The following is a 20,457-nucleotide window of genomic DNA, read 5'->3' on the forward strand; positions in this document are numbered from 1 at the left end:
CCGGCGTTGCCGGTAACGCCGGTGCGGGCGGAGTGGCACCAACACTCGACCCGCAGGGTCGTCACCGGCCGAATTGGGGGCAGCAACAGGCAAGCGGATTCCATGTATGTCAATGGCTTGCCTGGTTGCGGCAGGGGGGTTCTAGGGGGGCGAAGCCCACCTAGCGGGGGGCGTTGGGGGGCGGAGCCCCCCGACACGACCCCTCGGCGACAGCCGAAAGACCAAGGGGGCGTGCCCCCACAACGGGGGCGGCGGCAGCCGGAGGGGGACGGGGGGCGGAGCCCCCAGGGTTAGGTGAGGAGGATGCCGGTGTAGGCGGTGCCGGCGATGACGAGCCAGGAGCTCATACCGAGCGCGGCGACCCGCAACCCGGTGCGGGTCAAGGACGGCAGGTGGACGGCGCTGCCGAGGGCGAACAGGGCGGCGGCCAGCAGGATCTCCTGGATCCGGGCGGCGCCGTCCAAGGCGCCGCCCGGCAGCAGGCCGGTGGTGCGGAAGGCGACCATGGCGAGGAAGCCCACCACGAACAGCGGCACCAGCGGGGGGCGTTTCTCCGCGGCGGCGGAGCGCCCGCGCCGCCGCACCGTCAGCACCATTGCCGCGACGAGCGGCGCCAGCATCAGTACTCGCAGCAGCTTGACCAGTACGGCTTGTCCCAGTGCTTCCGGGCCGGCGGTCTGGGCCGTGGCGACGACCTGGCCCACGTCGTGTACGCCCGCGCCGACCCACCGTCCGAACTGTCCGGCGTCCAGTCCCAGGGGGGCCTGCAGCAGGGGCAGTACGGCGATGGCCAGGGTGCCGCACAGCGTCACCAGCGCGACGGAGGTGGCGACGTCCTCCTCGTCGCTGCCGCGTACCTCGCTGACGGCGCCGATGGCGGAGGCGCCGCAGATCGAGTAGCCGGTCGCGATGAGCACCGGCTGGTCGCCGCGCAGGCCGAGTCTGCGGCCGAGCCATACGGTGCCGAAGAAGGTGGCGACGACGACGCACACCACCATCGCCAGTGTCGCCCAGCCCAGCCCCAGCACATCGCTGAGTGCGAGCTTCAGTCCGAGCAGCACGATGCCGAGCCGCATCAGCCGCTTGGCCGCCAGTGTCAGCCCGGGGCGGGCGGCTCCGCGGACCAGCCCCCGTGCTCCGGGCAGATGGGCGGTGGCGATGCCCAGCACCACTGCCGCGGTCAGCATCGGTACGGCGGGCAGCAGGAGATGCACCGTCGACGCCGCTGCGACGCCGAGTGCGGCGAGGGCCAGCCCGGGCAGTCGGCTCGGTCTGTGTGCGGGCGGCTTGCTTGCGGGTGCGGTGGCGGGAGCCGTGGTCGGGGCTGTCCGTGCGCGGTCCCCCAGGAGTGCCATCAGGCGTCGGCCGGTAGGTCGTAGACGCGGCGGACGCTGCTGCCGAGCCGGGAGATGTCGGCGCCGTAGATGTGCAGGGAGACGGCGACGGTGTCGCAGCCGTTCCACACGCGGTGGATGTCGCCGGGCGGGGCGAAGCCGCACACGGCGCCCAGCGGGTTGACCACGTCCTCGGTGGCGACGAGGCGCGCGCTGCCGCCGGCGGCCTCGGCGGGCAGCAGCCGGTAGCGGCGCTCGTGTTCCTCGCCCTGGTGGACCCCGGTGACGCACCAGGAGACGTGGTCGTGGACGGAGGTGCCCTGGCCGGGCAGCCACACCAGGGCGACGACGGAGAAGCTGCCGTCGCGTTCGGCGTGCAGCACGTGCTGGCGGTAGTGCTCGGGGTCGGGTTCGCACTGTGCGTCGGTCAGCAGATCGTCGGCGCCCAGGTGCGGTGTCAGCTTCTCGCCGACCAGGTACGCGGTCACGTCCGGCGGCAGCCCCCTGCCGACGGCCTCGCGCACGTCCTCGATGAGGCCCTGCAGGCGCTGCGTCGTCGGGGCGGCGGAAGGAGTGGTCGTCGTCGCTGTCATACGGGCAGCGTCGTGGCGGTCACCTATCACGTCCAACGACGGTTCGTTGGGGAGGTTCTCAGTTCTGCTTATGAGTGTTGCGGCGCCGGGGGCGCTGTCAGCAGCCCACGCGGCGTTCCGCCACCGTGCGCAGCGCGTCCAGGACGCGCGCGGTCGCCGGTATCTCCAGATGTTCGCGGAGCACATAGGCGGAGACCTGGCGGCGGGAGGCGGGGTCCAGTGCGCGTCCTGTCACCTTCTTGTGGAGGAGGAAGGAGAGGACCAGGCCCGGCACCATGGCGACTCCCAGCCCCTCGGCGACCAGGCTCTGCACCACCAGGTTGTCGTCGGTGGTGAAGGCGATCTCGGGGGCGAATCCCAGTTCGGCGCACTCGTGCAGGAAGTTGGCGCGGCAGCGCAGGCAGCCGGCGATCCAGCGCTCGTCGGCCAGTTCGCGCAGCTGTACCGCGCGGCGGCGGGCCATCGGGTGGCCGACGGGCAGCAGTACGGTGAGCTGGTCCTCCAGCAGTGGGATCTCGACCAGCTCCTCGGGCACCTGTTCGCGCAGGCCGGGATAGGTGAACGCGAGGGTGATGTCGCACTCGCCGCGCACCACCCGGCGCAGCGACTCGGGCGGCTCGTCCTCCTGGAGCCGGACGCGGATGCCGGGGTGCTCGGCGGCCAGTTCGGCCAGGGCCTCGGGCACCAGGGTGGCGCCCGCGCTGGGGAAGGCGCAGACGGTGACCTTCCCGGCCTGCAGCCTGGTGAGGGATTCCATCTGCTGCTGGGCGGTGCTGATGCTCTCCAGGATCACCTCGGAGTGCCGCGCCAGCGCCTCCCCGGCCTCGGTGAGCCGCATCCGGCGGCCGACGCGGATGAACAGCGGGGTGCCGACGGATCGTTCCAGCGCCTTCATCTGCTGGGTGATCGCCGGTTGGGTGTAGCCCAGGGCGCGGGCCGCGGCGGAGTAGGAGCCCGCGCGCACCACTTCGTGGAAGGTCTTGATGTGCCGCGAGTCGAACATGGCAGAACCATAAGCAGATTTTGGGTTGGTGTGTCAGGCCGGGTGGCTCCGCTTCTGGATCACTCCCCTTGCACTGCTGCCCCGGCGGGCTCTTCCGTTTCGGCCGGCGCGGCCCTGCGGGGCTCCGCCTCGCCGGGCGCCCCGGTGTCCGGCTCGGGCCGCAGTCGGCCCGCCACCCAGACGCCCATGAGGGCGACGACGGCCGAGACGGCGTAGACGGCGGTGAACGCCGCCGGCTGTGCGGCGTCCGCTCCGCCCGCGCCCGTGTGCTCCCCCGCGCCCGAGGTCCCGGTGACGGAGACGGAGCCGCCGCCGAGGGCGGCGAAGAGGGTGCCGGTCAGGGCGAGCAGCAGCACATTGGACAGGCCGTCACTCAGTTGCAGGGCGGCGGAGTTGCGTCCGGCTTCGTCGGGTGCCGAGAGCCCCAGCAGCAGGACGCTCAGCGAGGAGATGGTCAGGCCCATGCCGAAGCAGCCGATGCCCATGGCGAGGGCGAGTGTCCATACCGGGACCGATTCCACCAGCACCAGCGGGGTGTAGGCGATGGCGAAGGTGACCAGTGCCATCCCGGTCTGCACCAGCCGTTCGCGGTGCGGCTCCCAGCGGGGCCGCGACTGGGTGAAGGAGCCCAGCGCCCACAGTGCGCCCCCGGCGGCGAGGGTGAGTCCGGCGAGGGTGACCGACAGCCCGCGCTGGGTCACCAGCATCAGCGGGACGAAGCTCTCCGCGACGACGTAGGAGCCGGCCGCGATGCCGCGCAGCAGGACAACGGCGGGCAGCCCGCGCGCCGCCCGTACGGTTCCGCGGGGGAGCAGCACCCGCAGGGCGAAGGCCAGCAGGGCGACTCCGGCGGCGGCGGGCAGCAGCGCGAGCCAGCGCGGGTCCTGGCCGGCGTACTGGAGCAGTCCGGCGCCCAGCGCGACGGCGACCGCGAGCCGGATGCGCCGCCCGCCTCCGGAAACGTTTCTGCGGCCACCTCCGGAGCCCGCCCCGCCCCCGTCCCCGGCGGCTGCCTCGGGCGGCCCGGAGGCCCGGCGCTTGAGCGGTGGCAGCATCACCAGCAGCGGCAGCACCACCAGCGCCGGTATCCCCAGGAACACCCAGCGCCAGCCCAGGTGTTCGGCGACGGTTCCGGATATCAGCGGGCCGACGATGGACGGCACCACCCAGGACGCGGCGAACGCGGCCATCACGGTGGGGCGCAGCCGTTCGGGGTAGGCCCGGCTGACGGTGACGTACAGCGCGACGATCACCAGCCCGCCGCCGACGCCCTGCACGGCGCGGCCCAGGACGAAGACCCACATGGCCGCGGCGGTGCCGGACAGCACGAGGCCACCGGCGAACAGCGCGATGCCGGTGGCCAGTGGGGGCAGCGGCCCTCTTCGGTCGCACCACTGGCCCGAGGCGACCATGCCGACGACGGAGGTGGTGAAGAACGCGGAGAAGGCGTACGCGTACAGGGAGATGCCGTCCAGCTCGTCGGCGGCCAGCGGCATGGCCGTTCCGACCGCGGTCGCCTCGAAGGCTATGAGGAGGACGACGGAGACGATGCCGAACGTCAGCGGCCGGTGGGTGCCGCTGAGGACGGACTCTGCGCGGAGCGTCGCCGGGTCTGGCGGCGGAAGGGGCTCGGGGCCGGTCTCGGTCGCTGGCATGCTCACCACGGTAAGTGCCCCCCGGGAAGGGCGACACCTACCGTGGTTGCTGAGACCGCTCCGCCGCTGGTCCTAGGCCGCGTCGGGCCGGGCGTCAGGGCGCGGTTGCGCTGCTCAGCCCTTGACCAGCTTCATGTACGTGTCCCAGTTCCAGTGCTTGCCCGGGTCGGTGTGGTCGTTGTCGGGGAGCTCGTTGTGCCCGACTATGTGCTTGCGGTCGAGCGGGATGCCGTGCTTGTCGGCCAGATGGCGGGTCAGCTTCGCGGAGGAGCGGTACATCGGGTCGGTGAACCAGGAGGCGTCGTCGACGTACCCCTCGTGCTCGATGCCCAGCGAGGAGGAGTTGGCGCTTCTCGCGTGGTAGGCGGTGTTCGCGTCGCGCACCATCTGGGTGACCTGGCCGTCCTTGGAGCGCACCACGTAGTGGGAGCTGACCTTGGCGTCGGGGTTCTGGAACCAGCTTATGGTGCCCGCGTAGGAGCCCTGCGTCACATGAACGACGATCTTGTCGATCTTGGCGCTGCGGCCGTCGGCGTAGTTGGCGCCATGGGCAGGCACCCATGCGGCGTCGGGGTAGTCCGGGGCCTTCGTGTCCAGTCCGGACGCGTCCACCTCGCTCTTGTCGGGGTGGACGGTACGGCCGGCGACCTCGATCCGCTCGCCGTCCGGTGTGGTGGCGCCGACACCCTTGTCCAGGGTGTCGTAGACGTCGTCGGCGTACATCCGGGCGACGGCTCCCTCGGCGCCGCTGTAGCGGGCGACGGCCGGGTACCACGCGTCCACGTCGTTGCGCTCCGCCGCGCTCAGACCGAGCTTGTCGGCGTGGGCGCGCAGTACGGCTGCTCCGCCGTGGATGTTGGCGTCGGTGTCCTCGCGCAGCTCGGTGACGGACTCGCCGGTGATCTCGGCCGCCTGTTCGAGCGTCTGCCGGGAGGGGTTGCTGACCAGGTGCATCACGCCGAAGCCGTGTGCCTGGCTGGGCTTGCCGTCGTGGCCGTCGAAGTGCGTCTCGCCGTAACCGACGGCGGCCAGCACATCGCGCGGTACGTCGTACTTCTCGGCGGCCGACTCGAAGGACTCGTTCATCGAGGGGGTGGAGTCCTTCGGTCCGGCCGTCGCCGACTGGACACCGGCGAACAGCGCGGTGGAGCCGAGGACGGCACCGAGACCGACGGCGACGGTGGCGCGGGTCCGCTTGTGCGACCTGCGGGCATGGGTGTGTGGGGGCATGGTTGCTCCTGTGGTGGGGGGATGGAGCTCAGGCGCCTGGGGCGTCACAGTACTCATGTGGTTAGGACATGACAACGCCCTTATGAACACCGGCAGTTGAGCACCCCGAAGGGGCGCGGGAGACCGCGCGGGCGACAACGACCATGCCGCCCCCGGCCGATTCCCCGCCCGACGGCGAAAAGCCGAACGCCGCCCCGGTGGAGGAATCCACCAGGGCGGCGTCGGCACACTCCGCGAAGGTCAGCGGGCGAAACTGCTCCCCAACTGCGAACCCTTCTCCGGGGCCCCCAAGGCCTTCGGCCCGTAGGACACGACGCCCTCAGCGGTCAGGCCGCCGGAGGCACCCCGCAGCACCCACACGGCGCCCGCGTCGGTGGCGGTGCTGTCACCGTCCTCCCCCGGAGCGCCGATGGCCAGGTCGTCCCGGCCGTCCTTGTCGGTGTCGCCCAGGGTCATCGCCGAGCCGAAGCCGTCCTGCGCCTCGACGGCGCCGGGCACGCCCGCGCTGCCCTGGTCCCAGTTCTTCGCGCCGGTGCCGGTCAGCCCGTTCTTGCCGCCCAGGAGCTGGACGACGGCACCGGTGTTCTTGCCGCCGGCGCCGCTGCCGATGTCCTCGCCGGGCACACCGACGGCGATGTCGGCGTAGCCGTCACCGTTGACGTCACCGGCGGCCAGGGCCTTGCCGAACTCGTCACCCTCCTCGTTGACGCCCGGGACGCCCGCGCTGTTCTGGGTCAGCGTGGCCGTCCGCTCGGCACCCGGGCCCTTGGCCGAGCCGTAGAGGACCTTGAGGGTGCCGTGGTCGTAGGGCAGATTCTCCACGACGCCGCCCGGGACGGTACGGATCACCAGGTCGCCGAAGCCGTCCTTGTCGACGTCGGCGATGACGCCGCTCTCCGCGTCGGTCACGTGCTGCGGCTTGTTGACGAGTCCGTCCTCGGAGCCCGCGAAGAACTCGCTGCTCTCGGACATCTCCTCGAACGCATGGGTGGTGACCAGGTCGTCGACGCCGTCGCCGGTGATGTCGCCCGCCGTCAGCGATGTCGGGCCGAACTCGTGGCCGGTGGTGACCTCGCTGCTCCTGGCCGCCTTGCCGTCCCGGGTGAAGCCGCCGTGGAGCACCTTCAGGCCCTTGTCGAAGTCGCCGGTGCCCAGGGCGAGGTCGGGCTTCTCGTCGCCGTCGAAGTCCCCCGCGACGAGCCGGGCGATGTGGTCGGTCGCTTCGGTGAGCTGCGTCGCGCTCGTGAGGCCCTTGCCCTTCTCGCCCCACAGCATGACGACGCCGTTGTTGCTGGTGACGGCCAGATCGCTGACGCCGTCACCGTCGAAGTCGCGGGCGGCGGTGTTGTGACCGAAGTTGCCGTAGGCCTCGGCCTCCCCGGGCACACCCGCCGAGTTGGCGCTGAAGAGCTGCCGGTGCGTGGTGCTCGCTCCCTTCGCCGAGCCGTAGGCGACGGTGAGATAGCCCGCGTACTGCTTGCCCCCGACGGTCGCCTTGTGCGCGGCCGCGACGGTGTCGGCGTACCCGTCCCCGTCGAAGTCGGCCTTCGGCGCGGCGGCGCCGGCTATGGCTGCGGCGCCAGGGGCCGTCGTCTTGCCCGGTGTCTGCGCGTTCGCCGGGCCCGCGACGAGCGCGGAGCCGGCCACCAGGACGGCCGCCAGCCCGATGACGCGGGCAGCGGTGGCGGTGGCGGTGGTGGTGGTGCTTACGGTGCCGGTGGGGGTGGCTTCTGCGTGGTGACGCACTCATCCTCCTGTGGGTGGTGCTCCGGTCCGCAGCGGCCTTGTCATGAGCGGAAGTTGGGCCTGCGGGGACGGACCGGGACCGGGGCGTTGGTCATTCACCGGTGAGACCTGCGAGACGGGTGAAGGGTTGCGCTGGGCCGACAAGCGGGTTGCCGCGAGGTTGCCGTGCCGGGGCGGGCAGGTCGGTGCCGGGTCCGGCCGGCTGCTTTCCGCTCGCTTTTCCGTATTCCCGGTCCGGCGGAGACGAAGGGGAGAAACCATTCCGTTTGTGATGGTTTTGCTGTGCCTGCTGTGGCAAACTCCCCGGGAAATTCCCTTTTGGGCGAGCCGCCCCTTTTCCGGGTCGGCCATCGGACAGGACAGGAATGCTCGTGCGGGGAACAACTCCACTCGTCGCAGGTGTCGTCGCGGTCGTGGCACTCACCCTGTCCGGCTGCGCCGGCGAAGGGGACGGCAAGAACCCCGAGGCGGCCCGGAAGCCCGGGCCGGACCGCAGCGCGAGCCGAAGCCCCGGCCCGGAGAAGGACAGCGCCCCGCCCGGGGCGAGCTCCTCCGCCGGCGCCTCCTCCGCCACCGGGACCTCGGCCCGCCCCTCCGCGGAGTCCTCGCACTCCTCGTCGGCGGGCAACGGCAGCGCCCGCGCCGCGGAAGCCTCCGCCTCCAGCAGTCCGGGCCGCGCCACCGGCTCGGGCACCGCGGACGGCGAGCGGGCGCCCGGCGCGGGAGCCGGCCCCGACTCCTCCGAGCGGCAGCACGGGGGCGGTGGCCGGGCCGCCGGTGTGCAGGGGACCTGGTACTTCCCCTACCTCGTCAAGGGCAGGGCCATCACCTTCACCGTCAACGGCGGCTCGTACACGTTCTCCGGCAGCGGCGTCAGCTGCACCGGGACGATCGACCGCGATCTGCGGCTCGGCGGCAGCTGCCGGGGCCGGACCCTGACCGGGCGGGCCGTGGTCAGCGAGGGCGGCCGGAAGCTCACGCTCAACTGGGACAACGGCAAGCCGGACCAGTTCACCCGCGCGCAACCCAGGTGACCTGCCGGGAGGTTGGTCACAGTGACCCGGGGCTGCTCCGCACGCGCCGGGCCGACGGTAGGGTTGCCGGGGTTGTGCCCAGTCGGCCGCCGCCGTACCTGACCCCGTCGTCCCGGAGACCGTGACTACCACCCCCACCACCCCCAGCAACAACCACCATCTGTCTCCCGCCTTCCCCGGCCGCGCCCCCTGGGGCACGGCCAGCAAGCTGCGGGCCTGGCAGCAGGCGGCGATGGACGCGTACCTGGAGCGGCAGCCGCGCGACTTCCTCGCCGTCGCGACGCCGGGCGCCGGCAAGACGACGTTCGCCCTCACCCTGGCCTCGTGGCTGCTGCACCACCACGTCGTGCAGCAGGTCACCGTCGTCGCGCCGACCGAGCATCTGAAGAAGCAGTGGGCCGAGGCGGCGGCACGGGTGGGGATCAAGCTCGATCCGGAGTACAGCGCGGGCCCGCTGAGCAAGGAGTACCAGGGGATCGCCGTCACCTACGCGGGCGTGGGCGTACGGCCGATGCTGCACCGCAACCGCGTCGAGCAGCGCAAGACCCTGGTGATCCTGGACGAGATCCACCACGCCGGCGACAGCCGCTCGTGGGGCGAGGCCTGCCAGGAGGCGTTCGAGCCCGCCACCCGCCGTCTGGCGCTGACCGGCACCCCGTTCCGCTCCGACACCAACCCGATCCCGTTCGTGGAGTACGCCGAGGACGGCGAGGGCGTCCGGCGGTCGGTCGCCGACTACACCTACGGCTACGGCGACGCGCTCGCCAACGGCGTCGTGCGGCCCGTCATCTTCCTGTCCTACAGCGGCAACATGCGCTGGCGCACCAAGGCCGGGGACGAGATCGAGGCCAGACTCGGCGAGCCGCTGACCAAGGACGCGATCTCCCAGGCGTGGCGCACCGCGCTCGATCCGCGCGGCGAGTGGATGCCCGCCGTACTGCGCGCGGCCGACCACCGGCTGACGGAGGTCCGCAAATCGGTGCACGACGCGGGCGGCCTGGTCATCGCCTCCGACCAGGACTCGGCCCGCGCCTACGCCAAACTGCTGCGGGAGCTCACCGGCAGCAAACCGACCGTCGTCCTGTCCGACGACACCGGCGCCTCGCAGCGCATCGAGGACTTCCGGCATAACGAGGACCGCTGGATGGTCGCCGTCCGCATGGTCTCCGAGGGCGTGGACGTGCCCCGGCTGGCCGTCGGGGTGTACGCCACCACCGTCTCCACGCCGCTGTTCTTCGCCCAGGCCGTCGGCCGCTTCGTCCGCTCCCGGCGGCGCGGCGAGACCGCCTCCGTCTTCCTCCCGACCATCCCCACGCTGCTGACCTTCGCCAACGAGATGGAGGTCGAGCGCGACCACGTCCTCGACAAGCCGAAGAAGGGCGACGAGGACGACCCGTACGCCGAGGAGGCGGACCTGCTCAAGGAGGCCGAGCAGGAGAAGGACGAAGAAGTCGGCGAACAGGACCAGCTGCCCTTCGAGGCGCTGGCCTCGGACGCGGTCTTCGACCGGGTGATGTACGACGGTGCCGAGTTCGGCATGCAGGCGCACCCCGGCAGCGAGGAGGAGCAGGACTACCTCGGCATTCCCGGACTGCTGGAGCCCGATCAGGTGCAGCTGCTGCTGCAAAAGCGGCAGGCCCGGCAGATCGCGCACAGCAGGAAGAGGCCCGACGGCGAGGCCGACCTGCTGGAGATGCCCGCCGAGAAGCGTCCCGTGGTCACCCACAAGGAGCTGCTGGAGAAGCGCAAGCAGCTCAACAGCCTGGTCGGCGCCTATGTGCACCAAAGCGGCAAGCCGCACGGTGTCGTGCACAACGAGCTGCGCCGGGTGTGCGGGGGGCCGCCCAGCGCGGAGGCGACCGCGAGCCAGATCGAGGCACGCATCGCGAAAGTGCGGGAGTGGGCCACCCGGATGAAATAGCCGGGCGAAAAGAATTTCGAGTCCGCACCTTCGGGATTTTTGTGGTGAAGGCGGTCAGGCGGAGACCGGATTCTGGACAGACTCTTCCGGTCAGCGGTGCTCCTCGCTAGGTTTCCGGGACACACGGCCCGTGGCGACACCGCCACGGGCGGCCGGTTACCTCGATGACACTCAGCTTGCCCAGCTTGCATCGCTACAGCTCTTGCCAGTGCCACCGCGACCGGCGGCCTCCAGCGCTGCGCTTGGGGTACCGACCCAGGCCAGGGGCCGGGGGAGGTGACCGCCAACCGCTTCCGCACCCGCGGCTGCCGTCACTCACCCGAGGGAGGGGGGCGTCGTGACCGCGGAGACCTCTCAGACGCTCGACCGAGGGCTGCGAGTCCTCAAATTACTGGCCGACACCGACCACGGCCTCACCGTCACCGAGCTGTCCAACAAGCTCGGCGTCAACCGGACCGTGGTCTACCGGCTGCTGGCCACCCTGGAGCAGCACGCCCTCGTCCGCCGTGATCTCGGCGGACGCGCCCGGGTCGGGCTCGGTGTGCTGCGTCTGGGACGCCAGGTCCACCCCCTGGTACGGGAGGCGGCGCTGCCCGCGCTGCGCTCGCTGGCCGAGGACGTGGGCGCCACCGCGCACCTCACCCTCGTCGACGGCACCGAGGCACTGGCCGTGGCGGTGGTCGAACCGAGCTGGACGGACTACCACGTCGCCTACCGTACGGGCTTCCGCCATCCCCTCGACCGGGGGGCCGCGGGCCGGGCGATACTCGCCGGTCGCAGACCCGACAGCGAACGCGGGGCGGGATTCGTCCTCACCCACGGCGAACTGGAGGCGGGCGCCAGCGGCGCCGCCGCGCCGGTGCTCGGCGTGAGCGGGATCGAGGGCAGCGTGGGCGTGGTGATGCTGTCCGAGACGGTGCCCGAACAGGTCGGCCACCGCGTGGTCCGCGCCGCCAACGAGGTCGCCGACGCGCTGCGGTGACCGACCGCACCGCGGTACGCGGCCGTACGGGCACCGGCGGGACGGGGTGTCCGTACGGCCGCGTGGACCGCTCGATAGATTGCGGGGGTGTCCGCATCCAGCACCCGCGCCCCGGGAACCGACGGCCCGCGCCGTACCCGCCGCCGTACGCTCGCGCTCTGCGCGCTGCCCGTCGTCCTGCTGTTCGTCGTGGCGCTGCTCGCCCCGCTGCCGTACTCGCTCGCCCAGCCCGGCGAGACCGCCGATGTGCTCGGCAGGACCGACGGCAAGCCCGTCATCGCGATCGAGGGCGCCAGGACGCAGGGCGCGGACAAGGGGCGACTGCTGTCCGTCACCATCGCCGCGACCCGCCCGGAAGCCACCGTGCGGCTGCCCGACGTGGTGCGCGCCTGGTTCCGCGAGGACCGGGCCGTGATGCCGCGCGAGGCCGTCTACCCGGGTGGCGGGGACACCGAGGACGCCGAGGAGCGCATCTCCGAGGAGATGGAGGACTCCCAGCACAAGGCCGTCACCGCGGCCCTGCGCCAGCTGCACCGCTCGCCTGAGAAGGTGCGGGTACGGCTGCGCCTGGGGGACGTCGGCGGCCCGAGCGCCGGGCTGTTCTTCGCACTCGGCATCGTCGACAAGCTCGACGGGGACGGCGCCGGACACGGGCTGACCGGCGGCCGCACCGTCGCCGGGACCGGCACCATCGACGCGAACGGCAAGGTGGGGGCCGTCGGCGGCATCCCGCTCAAGACACAGGCGGCCCGGCGCGACGGCGCCACCTACTTCCTCCTGCCCAAGACGCAGTGCGGCCAGGCGCAGGCGCAACTCCCCTCCGGGCTGCGGCTGGTGCCGGTCGGCTCGCTCCAGGGCGCACTGGACGCGCTGAAGGAGATCCGCACGGACGGCAAGGTCCCCAGCTGCTGAACCGGGGCGTTCCGTCCCGCCGCTCACCCGGCGGCCCCGCTGTCCTGCGCGGCCTGCCGCACCAGCGGCACGATGCGCAGCGGCACCGGGTTCTCCATGACGATGGCCGTGGAGGCGCGGACGATGCCCTCCATGCCGACCACCCGGTCGATCACCCGCTGGAGATCCGCGTTCGAGCGGGCCACCAGCCGGCAGAGCATGTCGCCGCTGCCCGTCGTCGTATGCAGCTCCAGCACCTCGGGCACCGTCGTCAGATGGGCCCGTACGTCCGGGCCCTGGCCCTGCTTGATCTCCAGCGTCGCGAACGCGGTCACCGGGTAGCCGAGCGCCGCCGGGTCCACCTGCGGGCCGAAGCCCCGGATGACCCCGCCGGAGGTGAGCCGGTCCAGCCGCGCCTGCGCCGTCCCGCGGGCGACTCCCAGCCGCCGGGACAGCTCCAGCACCCCGATCCGCGGCTCCTCGGCGAGCAGTTCGAGCAGCCGTCCGTCCAGCCGGTCAATGCCCATGACTTGCCTCTCCGTGAGCGAAGGCGTAGGGCGAGCAGCGGCTGCACAGATTGCACACATCGTCCGCTGCTTCCCGTGTTCCACTGAACAAACTGCCCAGTGAAAACGCAAACTATTGCGCACCTTGTGGTCCGGCGAGACGCTGCCGCCATGACTGCTGCATCCGAAACGAACGTCCACGCGGCAACCCCGCAGACCGCACGGCAGGCAGACCCCTTCCCGGTCAAGGGGATGGACGCGGTCGTCTTCGCCGTCGGCAACGCGAAGCAGGCAGCCCACTACTACTCCACCGCCTTCGGAATGCGGGCCGTGGCCTACGCCGGCCCGGAGAACGGCAGCCGCGAGACGGCCAGCTACGTACTGGAATCCGGCTCCGCCCGATTCGTGTTCACCTCTGTCATCCGCCCCACCACCGACTGGGGCCGCTTCCTGGCCGACCACGTCGCCGCCCACGGAGACGGCGTCATCGACCTCGCCATCGAGGTCCCGGACGCCCGCGCGGCCTACGCCTACGCCGTCGAACACGGCGCACGCGGCCTCGAGGAGCCCTACGAGACCAAGGACGAGCACGGCACGATCGTGCGCGCCGCCATCGCCACCTACGGCGAGACCCGCCACACCCTCGTCGAGCGCTCCGGCTACGACGGCCCCTACCTGCCCGGCTACGTCGCCATGGACCCGATCGTCGAGCCCCCCGAGCGACGCTTCTTCCAGGCCGTCGACCACTGCGTCGGCAACGTCGAACTCGGCCGCATGAACGAATGGGTCGCGTTCTACAACAAGGTCATGGGCTTCACCAACATGAAGGAGTTCGTCGGCGACGACATCGCCACCGAATACTCCGCCCTGATGTCGAAGGTCGTCGCCGACGGCACACTCAAGGTCAAGTTCCCCATCAACGAACCCGCCGTCGCCCAGAAGAAGTCCCAGATCGACGAGTACCTGGAGTTCTACGGCGGCGCAGGCGTCCAACACATCGCACTGGCCACCAACGACATCGTCTCCACGGTGCGGAGCATGCGCGCCGCCGGCGTCCGGTTCCTGGACACCCCCGACACCTACTACGACACACTGGGGGAGTGGGCGGGCGAGACCCGCGTGCCCGTGGAGACCCTGCGCGAGCTGAAGATTCTCGTCGACCGCGACGAGGACGGCTATCTGCTGCAGATCTTCACCAAGCCGGTGCAGGACCGGCCGACCGTCTTCTTCGAACTCATCGAGCGGCATGGGTCGATGGGGTTCGGCAAGGGCAACTTCAAAGCCCTTTTCGAAGCCATCGAACGCGAACAGGCCCTACGCGGCAACCTATAGTCTCCCCGCCGCCCCATGAGGGCCCTCTCCCTCGGGGCTCCGCCCCCCGTCCCCCTCCGGCTGCCGCCGCCCCCTGTTGTGGGGGCACGCCCCCTTTGCCCTTCGGCTGCCGCCGAGGGGTCGTGTCGGGGGGCTCCGCCCCCCAACGGCCCCCCGCTAGGTGGGCTTCGCCCCCCTAGGACCCCCCTTCCGCAACCAGGCAAGCCATTGACGTACGTGCAATCCGCCTGTGCGTCACTGCCCCCGATTCGGCCGGTGACGACCCTGCGGGAGCGTCGCTGGTGCGACTCCTCCCGCAAAGGAGACACCGGCAACGTAATTTTCGGCTCCCTCCCGCCCGGCGTTGCCGCCCCACACTTTGCGGGCGGAGTGGCACCACAACTCGACCCGCAGGGTCGTCACCGGCCGAATTGGGGGCAGCAACAAGCACGCCGATCGCTCGAAAGAAAGGACAGCTCATTCGGGGGCAGGGGGGTCCTAGGGGGGCGAAGCCCACCTAGCGGGGGGCCGTTGGGGGGCGGAGCCCCCCGACACGACCTCTCGGCGGCAGCCGAAGAACCCAGGGGGCGTGCCCCCACAAAGCAGGCGACGCACCCCGCGGAGCGAGTGCGTGCCCCCACAAAGCAGGCGGCGCACCCCGCGGAGCGAGGGCGTGCCCCCACAACAGGGGCGGCGACAGCCGGAGGGGGTCCACATGGTGGACGGGGCGATGGTGGGGCCGCGAGGGCTGTGGCATACTCCCTCGCAGGTCACGAGCGACAGCGACCAAGGCCCCGGCCCGCTGTCCGGCAACCCTCCGTCCGTGGCGGGGTGCCCCGGGTGATGACCAGGCCGTAGGACAGCAAGGTCTACGGCAAGCGCGGATCCCTCTCCGCCAGGGGTCCTGGTCTACGAGGGAGCCTTCTGTGAGCAAGCGAATGCGCTAGGGCCGACGGGCGGCACTTTTCCACGCCCCGGCCCTCCACTGTCACGCCGTCAGGCGACCCGCAACGGTGTCGCCATGCCGTGATTCCCCCTTGCCGCTGACTGCCTTCACCTTGCCAGGAGTACCGCTATGTCGCCCACCGCCACTTTTGCCCCCTCTTGTTCCTCCGTGTCCGTCGACTCCCGTACCGATGAGGTGCTGCCGGTGCTGGGCCGCGACGTTCAGGTGCCGCTCGTCACCGGGGGCGAAGCCCCCTACGCGGCGCTGGACTACGCGGCGAGCGCCCCCGCGCTGCAGCGCGTGTGGGACGACGTGGCGGCGTATGCGCCGTACTACGGCAGCGTGCACCGCGGCGCCGGTCACCTCTCGCAGCTGTCGACGGAGCTGTTCGAGAACAGCAGGCGCACCGTCGCCGAGTTCCTCGGCTGCCGTGAGGGCGACCAGGTGGTCTTCACCCGGGCCACGACCGACTCCCTCAACCTTTTGGCGGCGGCACTGCCCGAGGGGACCCGGGTGTTCGTGTTCGAGACCGAGCACCATGCCTCCCTCCTTCCGTGGCGCGCGCACGACGTGACGTATCTGGACGCGCCGCGCTCGCCCGAAGCGGCCGTCGCCACGCTGGAGTCGGCGCTGCACGCGGCGCCCGCCGGGCCGAAGCTGGTCTGTGTGACGGGCGCCTCGAACGTCACCGGCGAGGTGTGGCCGGTGCGGGCGCTGGCCCGCGCCGCGCACCGGCACGGGGCGCGGCTGGTACTGGACGCCGCGCAGCTCGCCCCGCACCGCCGGGTCAGCCTGACGGAACTGGAGGCGGACTGGGTGGCGTTCTCCGGGCACAAGCTGTACGCGCCCTTCGGTGCGGGTGTGCTGGCGGGGCGCGCCGACTGGCTGCGCGCCGCGGAGCCGTATCTGGCGGGCGGCGGCGCGAGCCGCCGGGTGTCCCGCACCGACGACGGCACCGTGGAGGTGGAGTGGCAGCGCAGCGAGGCGCGGCACGAGGCGGGCTCGCCCAATGTCATCGGTGCCTACGCCATCGCTTCGGCCTGCCGGGCGCTGACCGAGGCCGGGTTCGACCGTCTCGCCGCCCGCGAGGAGGAGCTGCTGGGCCGGCTCCGCAAGGGCCTGGCCGACCTTCCCGAGGTGAAGGTCCTCTCGCTGTTCGGTGAGGACGCCGACCGGGTCGGCGTGGTCTCCTTCGTCGTCGAGGGGTGGAACAGTTCGCACTTCGCGGCGGCGCTCTCGGCCGAGTACGGGATCGGCGTCCGGGACGGTCTGTTCTGCGCGCATCCGCTGCTGCGCACCCTGCTCGGGCAGCGGGGCGACACCCCGGGCGAGTGCGGGGCGGCCGGGGGGACGCCCGCGCTGAACGCGATCCGTGTCAGCTTCGGCGCCGGAACGCCCGACGAGCACGTGGACCGGTTCGTCACCGCCGTCCGGGAGTTGGTGCGTGACGGGGCGCGCTGGACCTACCGTACGGAGGACGGCCGCTGCGTCCCGGATTCCGCCTGACGTAGACCCGGTCCGGCCGGGCGGGGTCGGCAATCGGTTGTGGGACCTGCCAGGTCAGTGCTTCGCCCGCACCCGCTCCAGGCCCCACACCGCCAGCGCGGCGGTGGCCAGTCCGGCGCCCAGCAGGCACACGCCGCTCCATCCGGCGTGGGTCCACACCACGGCGGTCAGCGCGGAGCCGGTGGCGCCGCCGACGAAGAAGCTGGTCATGAAGACGGAGTTGAGGCGGTTGCGGGCTTCGGGGCGCAGCGCGTACAGCACCGTCTGGCTGCTGTTGAGCACGGCCTGCTGGCCGATGTTGAGCGCGACGATGCCCACCGACAGCCACAGAAGGGAGCGTTCACCTGCCAGGAGCAGCAGCCAGCCGCCGCCGAGCAGGACGATGCCGGACCCGGTCACGTGCTGGACGAAACCGCGGTCGTTGAGCCGCCCGGCGAAGGTCATCGCCAGGACGCCGACGGCGCCGAGCAGCCCGAAGAGCCCGATCGCTCCCTCCGACCAGTCGTAGGGCGGGCGGGCCAGCACAAAGGTGAGTGCGGTGAGCTGCACGCTGTACGAGGCGAGGGAGAGGCCGCCGAGCAGTGAGCGGTGGCGCAGCAGCGGCTCCTGGCGCAGCAGGGCGAGGGAGGAGCGCAGCAGCGCGGGGTAGGACAGCCGGGCCGTCGACCGTACGCGCGGCAGGTACCGGTGCAGCAGTACGGCCATCACGGCGACGGGTATCGCGCTGACCCAGTACACGGTGCGCCATCCGCCGAGTCCGGCCAGCGCGCCGGAGACGGTACGGGCGAGCAGCCCGCCCAGCAGCACCCCGGACATCACGGTGGCCACCGCCCGTCCGCGTGCCTCCTCCGGTGCGAGGGCCGCCGCGTAGCCGACGACGACCTGTGCGCCGACCGCGGTCAGTGCCACGGCCACGGTGCCCGCCAGCAGCAGCGGGCCGTTGGGGGCGGCGGCCGTCAGTGCGAGGAAGAGCGCGGTGGCCGCCAGCAGTCCCACGGCCAGCCGGCGCCGGTCCAGGACGTCCCCGAGCGGAACGATCAGCAGCAGGCCGAGCGCGTATCCGGCCTGCGAGGCGGTCATCAGCAGTCCCGCGAGGGTGGTGCCGACATGCAGGTCGCGGGAGATGAGGTCGAGGAGCGGCTGGGCGAAGTAGTTGCCGGCGCAGGAGAGTCCGGTGGCGACCGCCATCAGGAGCAGCAGGCCCCGGCCGGGTGCGGCGGCACCGGGGTCCGGGCTGGTACGGGCGGGTCTCGCCGAGGAGGTGCCGAGGGCTGTTTCGGTCATGGATTCAGACTGCGGTGGACGTCATCGATGAGTCCAACACATCCTTGTCATATGAGCGATCGTGCAGCGCGATCGATCGGGGCTAGGGTGCGCGCATGGAACTCCAGCAATTGCGCTACGTCGTCGCCGTCGCCGAGACCGGTGGCTTCACCCGCGCCGCCGAGCGCTGCCATGTCGTCCAATCCGCGCTCAGCCACCAGATCGCCAAGCTGGAGAAGGAGTTGGGCGCCCGGCTGTTCGACCGTACGAGCCGGCGGGTGGCGCTCACCCCGGCCGGTGAGGTGTTCCTGCCCGCCGCCCGGCAGTCGCTGGAGGCCGCCGAGCGGGCCGCCGCCGAGGTCGCGGCGGCCACCGGCGAGATCCGCGGCACTCTCGCCCTCGGCGCGATCAGCACCATCGCCTCCGTCGACCTGCCACGGCTGCTCCGCGACTTCCACACCCGCTATCCGCAGGTGCGTATCAGCCTGACGTCCAGCCGCAGCGAGATGCTGGTCGAAGAGGTCCGCCGGGGCACGCTCGACCTGGCGTTCCTCGGCGTCACCCCGGCCTTCCGCACCAGGGGTGTCCGCAGCCGCACCCTGGTACGCGACCACCACGTCGTGATGGCCGCCCCCGACCATCCGCTCGCACAGGAGGGAACGCCGGAACCGCTGGAGCTGGCCCGGCTCGCCGAGGAGACCTTCGTCGACTTCGCCGCCGGCAGCCATGCCCGCGCCCAGACCGAGGAGATCTTCGCGGCGGCCGGACTGCGCCGTGAGGTCGCCTTCGAGGTCTCCCACTGGGAGTTCCTGGTCGGCCTCGTCCGCAACGGCATGGGCATCGCCCTGCTCCCCTCCGCCTTCGTCTCCCAGCTCTCCGGCGTGCGCGTCCTGCCCGTACGCGACGGTCCGCAACGCGAGGAGCGCCTGGTGTGGAGCGCCACCCGCCTCACCCCGGCAGGCACGGGCGTTCCTCCGGGAGTTGGGGGTGGGGGAGGGCGAGGAAAGAGGCGAACGGGCGGGCTGAGCCACTGCGGCCGAAGGCGTCTAGGCCCGTAGGACGCCGACTCGGGAGGCGAGGCCGCGGAGGTCGGGTGTCGTGCGGCCCGAGAGGAGCAGGCCGGAGACGAGGGATTGGACGGCGGGGCGTGCGTGTGTCTCCTGCGGGGCGCAGCGTTCGGCCACGAGGAGGCTGGAGATGCAGGCGTCCCGGTGCCCCCATCGGTGGTGGGCATGGGCCATGTCCGTGTACAGGCGGGCACGGCGCTCGGTGCTGGGCAACGCGGCGGGGTCGATGGTGTGTGCTGCTGCCAGCGCCCGGGCCGGGTCCCCGACGCTGTTCTCGGCCGAGACGAGGTGGAGTTGCACGGTGGCGGGGCTGAAGCCGCCCAGGTCCCTCAGCCGGGTGTCGCCAAGGCCGGAGGCGAGGGCGGCAGCTTCGGTGGTGAGCTCGCGCATTCCCGCTGGGTCCCCCTTCCAGGCGGCGGTGTAGGCGGCGGACTGGACGAGCAGTCCTCGCAGCGCGGTACCCGGTGCGCCGGCGTCGCGCAGTTCGGGCGCGTCGGCCGCGTCGAGTGCGAGGGAGAGCGCTTGGTCGTGCCACCCGGCTTTACGGGCGAGGACGGCGAGCTGGCGTGCCGACTCGGCGACGATGATCGGGTCCCCGGATACTGTCGCCAGCTGTCGGGCCCGGTCGGCGGCCATCCACCCGAGTTGCTGTTCGTCCAGCTTGATCAGGAGCCGTGTCGCGAGGAGATAGCTGCTGCACAGCACGCGGTGGTCCGTAGCGGGGGCCGCGTGGGCGGCGCTGATGAGGCGTGGCAGGCGTACGGCGAGGTCGGTGTACCCGCAAGAGCGGTAGTCGCGGTGCGCGTGGTCGAGCTCGGCGGCCAAGTGCTCGGAGTCCGGGACTGGCGTGGAGCTGCCAAGTCCGAGCATCGCGTCGCGCAGTCGTGCGACGAGGACTTCGCCCAGCTGAGCCTCATGGGCCTGCGCGGGGCAGTCGACGGGTGGAGCTCCGACGCTCGCCGCCGCGGCAGCACTGGCTGCGAGAAACTGCCGACGCCTCACACTCTCACCGTCCTCCCTGCCCCTCAGCGTAGGCACGGGGATTCGGGGATAGGGGCCGGTCGGCTCGATGTGTCGGCCAGGTCGGAGAGTGTCGAGGAGCGGGCCGAGAGCCCGGGACGGGATGCCGAGGGCGTCGGCGAAGGCCCGGAGGGCATCGACCGTCATCGGCGAGATGCCGCGTTCGAGACGGGAGAGCTGCGCGGCCGAGTACCCGGTCTTCCGCCCAGCTTCTCCAGCGTGACGCCCTGCTCCCGCCTGATACGGCGGACTAGGTCGCCCGGGGCTTCGTGCTTCGTGGACGAGGCGGACGGTAAGCGAATCACCGATCGCATCGGAACCCTCTGGGTCGCGCTGCCGGAGCACCCATCGTAGGAGCGGAAAACACGGTCGCGGTCACTTTTGCACGGGATGCAAAGACCGTGCGCACCCACCAGCTGCGTCTCCCGCTCACTTCCTGGCCGAGGCTC

15 protein-coding genes, 1 pseudogene and 1 riboswitch are annotated in these 20,457 nt (G+C 71.7%); of the genes and pseudogenes, 7 read left to right on the top strand and 9 right to left on the bottom strand.

Annotated elements, in window-relative coordinates; translation table 11 throughout:
- Positions 1-290: 290 nt before the first annotated feature.
- From JW613_RS27045 to JW613_RS27070, 6 genes and pseudogenes are all read right to left on the bottom strand, one after another.
- The gene (locus JW613_RS27045) at positions 291-1,355 is read right to left on the bottom strand and encodes a YeiH family protein (protein ID WP_209213515.1); all 1,065 of its coding nucleotides are present in this window, start codon (positions 1,353-1,355) and stop codon (positions 291-293) included.
- Positions 1,355-1,927 (bottom strand): cysteine dioxygenase family protein, encoded by a 573-nt coding sequence (locus tag JW613_RS27050; protein WP_209213516.1) that lies wholly within the window; start codon positions 1,925-1,927, stop codon positions 1,355-1,357. Before JW613_RS27050 ends, JW613_RS27045 begins: the two co-directional genes overlap by 1 nt.
- A gap of 97 nt (positions 1,928-2,024) precedes the next feature.
- Positions 2,025-2,930 carry a LysR family transcriptional regulator gene (locus tag JW613_RS27055; protein ID WP_209213517.1) on the bottom strand — a complete coding sequence of 302 codons (906 nt, stop codon included), beginning with the start codon at positions 2,928-2,930 and terminating at the stop codon, positions 2,025-2,027.
- A gap of 59 nt (positions 2,931-2,989) precedes the next feature.
- Positions 2,990-4,585 (bottom strand): MFS transporter, encoded by a 1,596-nt coding sequence (locus JW613_RS27060; protein WP_209213518.1) that lies wholly within the window; start codon positions 4,583-4,585, stop codon positions 2,990-2,992.
- 117 nt (positions 4,586-4,702) lie between these two features.
- Positions 4,703-5,815, bottom strand: a pseudogene (locus tag JW613_RS27065) (N-acetylmuramoyl-L-alanine amidase); the annotation flags it as partial.
- A gap of 240 nt (positions 5,816-6,055) precedes the next feature.
- The gene (locus JW613_RS27070) at positions 6,056-7,561 is read right to left on the bottom strand and encodes an FG-GAP and VCBS repeat-containing protein (protein ID WP_307866051.1); all 1,506 of its coding nucleotides are present in this window, start codon (positions 7,559-7,561) and stop codon (positions 6,056-6,058) included.
- A 371-nt stretch (positions 7,562-7,932) separates the two neighbouring features.
- Here JW613_RS27070 and JW613_RS27075 point away from each other — a divergent pair, with 371 nt between their 5' ends.
- The 4 genes from JW613_RS27075 (at position 7,933) to JW613_RS27090 (ending at position 12,410) form a co-directional block, all read left to right on the top strand.
- Complete coding sequence (locus JW613_RS27075) at positions 7,933-8,595, top strand: hypothetical protein (protein WP_209213520.1); 663 nt, start codon at positions 7,933-7,935, stop codon at positions 8,593-8,595.
- A 121-nt stretch (positions 8,596-8,716) separates the two neighbouring features.
- Positions 8,717-10,516, top strand: coding sequence for a DEAD/DEAH box helicase (locus JW613_RS27080; RefSeq protein WP_209213521.1), 1,800 nt, complete (start codon positions 8,717-8,719; stop codon positions 10,514-10,516).
- Between the two features lie 337 nt (positions 10,517-10,853).
- Positions 10,854-11,498 (top strand): IclR family transcriptional regulator, encoded by a 645-nt coding sequence (locus JW613_RS27085; protein WP_099881334.1) that lies wholly within the window; start codon positions 10,854-10,856, stop codon positions 11,496-11,498.
- Between the two features lie 87 nt (positions 11,499-11,585).
- Positions 11,586-12,410 (top strand): S16 family serine protease, encoded by an 825-nt coding sequence (locus tag JW613_RS27090; RefSeq protein ID WP_209213522.1) that lies wholly within the window; start codon positions 11,586-11,588, stop codon positions 12,408-12,410.
- A 23-nt stretch (positions 12,411-12,433) separates the two neighbouring features.
- Here JW613_RS27090 and JW613_RS27095 read toward each other — a convergent pair whose 3' ends face one another.
- Positions 12,434-12,916: an Lrp/AsnC family transcriptional regulator gene (locus tag JW613_RS27095; RefSeq protein WP_099881330.1), complete on the bottom strand. Its 483-nt coding sequence runs from the start codon at positions 12,914-12,916 to the stop codon at positions 12,434-12,436.
- 150 nt (positions 12,917-13,066) lie between these two features.
- Between JW613_RS27095 and hppD the strand changes: the two genes are divergently transcribed.
- Entirely contained in the window at positions 13,067-14,227 is a 1,161-nt protein-coding gene (gene hppD / locus JW613_RS27100) for a 4-hydroxyphenylpyruvate dioxygenase (RefSeq protein WP_099881327.1), read from the top strand.
- A 747-nt stretch (positions 14,228-14,974) separates the two neighbouring features.
- Positions 14,975-15,093, top strand: a riboswitch (SAM riboswitch).
- Between the two features lie 188 nt (positions 15,094-15,281).
- Positions 15,282-16,658 carry an aminotransferase class V-fold PLP-dependent enzyme gene (locus JW613_RS27105; protein ID WP_209213523.1) on the top strand — a complete coding sequence of 459 codons (1,377 nt, stop codon included), beginning with the start codon at positions 15,282-15,284 and terminating at the stop codon, positions 16,656-16,658.
- Between the two features lie 54 nt (positions 16,659-16,712).
- On the opposite strand, the gene JW613_RS27110 is transcribed toward JW613_RS27105, so the two are convergent.
- Positions 16,713-17,942 carry an MFS transporter gene (locus JW613_RS27110; protein WP_209213524.1) on the bottom strand — a complete coding sequence of 410 codons (1,230 nt, stop codon included), beginning with the start codon at positions 17,940-17,942 and terminating at the stop codon, positions 16,713-16,715.
- Between the two features lie 95 nt (positions 17,943-18,037).
- Between JW613_RS27110 and JW613_RS27115 the strand changes: the two genes are divergently transcribed.
- Positions 18,038-18,979 carry a LysR family transcriptional regulator gene (locus tag JW613_RS27115; RefSeq protein WP_307866052.1) on the top strand — a complete coding sequence of 314 codons (942 nt, stop codon included), beginning with the start codon at positions 18,038-18,040 and terminating at the stop codon, positions 18,977-18,979.
- Here the strand turns inward: JW613_RS27115 and JW613_RS27120 are convergent.
- A complete protein-coding gene (locus JW613_RS27120) occupies positions 18,968-20,353 on the bottom strand; it encodes a helix-turn-helix domain-containing protein (protein WP_307866054.1) in 1,386 nt (461 codons plus the stop codon). The genes JW613_RS27115 and JW613_RS27120 overlap by 12 nt on opposite strands.
- Between the last annotated feature and the right edge of the window lie 104 nt (positions 20,354-20,457).

Origin of the sequence: Streptomyces smyrnaeus (assembly GCF_017676345.1) — a bacterium.
Lineage (GTDB): Bacteria > Actinomycetota > Actinomycetes > Streptomycetales > Streptomycetaceae > Streptomyces > Streptomyces smyrnaeus.

Excerpts from the sequence above, each read along its gene's own strand:
- JW613_RS27105 (WP_209213523.1), top strand. The coding sequence starts at position 15,282 with ATGTCGCCCACCGCCACTTTTGCCCCCTCTTGTTCCTCCGTGTCCGTC.
- JW613_RS27060 (WP_209213518.1), bottom strand. The coding sequence starts at position 4,585 with ATGCCAGCGACCGAGACCGGCCCCGAGCCCCTTCCGCCGCCAGACCCG.
- JW613_RS27095 (WP_099881330.1), bottom strand. The coding sequence starts at position 12,916 with ATGGGCATTGACCGGCTGGACGGACGGCTGCTCGAACTGCTCGCCGAG.
- JW613_RS27045 (WP_209213515.1), bottom strand. The coding sequence starts at position 1,355 with ATGGCACTCCTGGGGGACCGCGCACGGACAGCCCCGACCACGGCTCCC.
- hppD (WP_099881327.1), top strand. The coding sequence starts at position 13,067 with ATGACTGCTGCATCCGAAACGAACGTCCACGCGGCAACCCCGCAGACC.
- JW613_RS27050 (WP_209213516.1), bottom strand. The coding sequence starts at position 1,927 with ATGACAGCGACGACGACCACTCCTTCCGCCGCCCCGACGACGCAGCGC.
- JW613_RS27110 (WP_209213524.1), bottom strand. The coding sequence starts at position 17,942 with ATGACCGAAACAGCCCTCGGCACCTCCTCGGCGAGACCCGCCCGTACC.
- JW613_RS27055 (WP_209213517.1), bottom strand. The coding sequence starts at position 2,930 with ATGTTCGACTCGCGGCACATCAAGACCTTCCACGAAGTGGTGCGCGCG.
- JW613_RS27115 (WP_307866052.1), top strand. The coding sequence starts at position 18,038 with ATGGAACTCCAGCAATTGCGCTACGTCGTCGCCGTCGCCGAGACCGGT.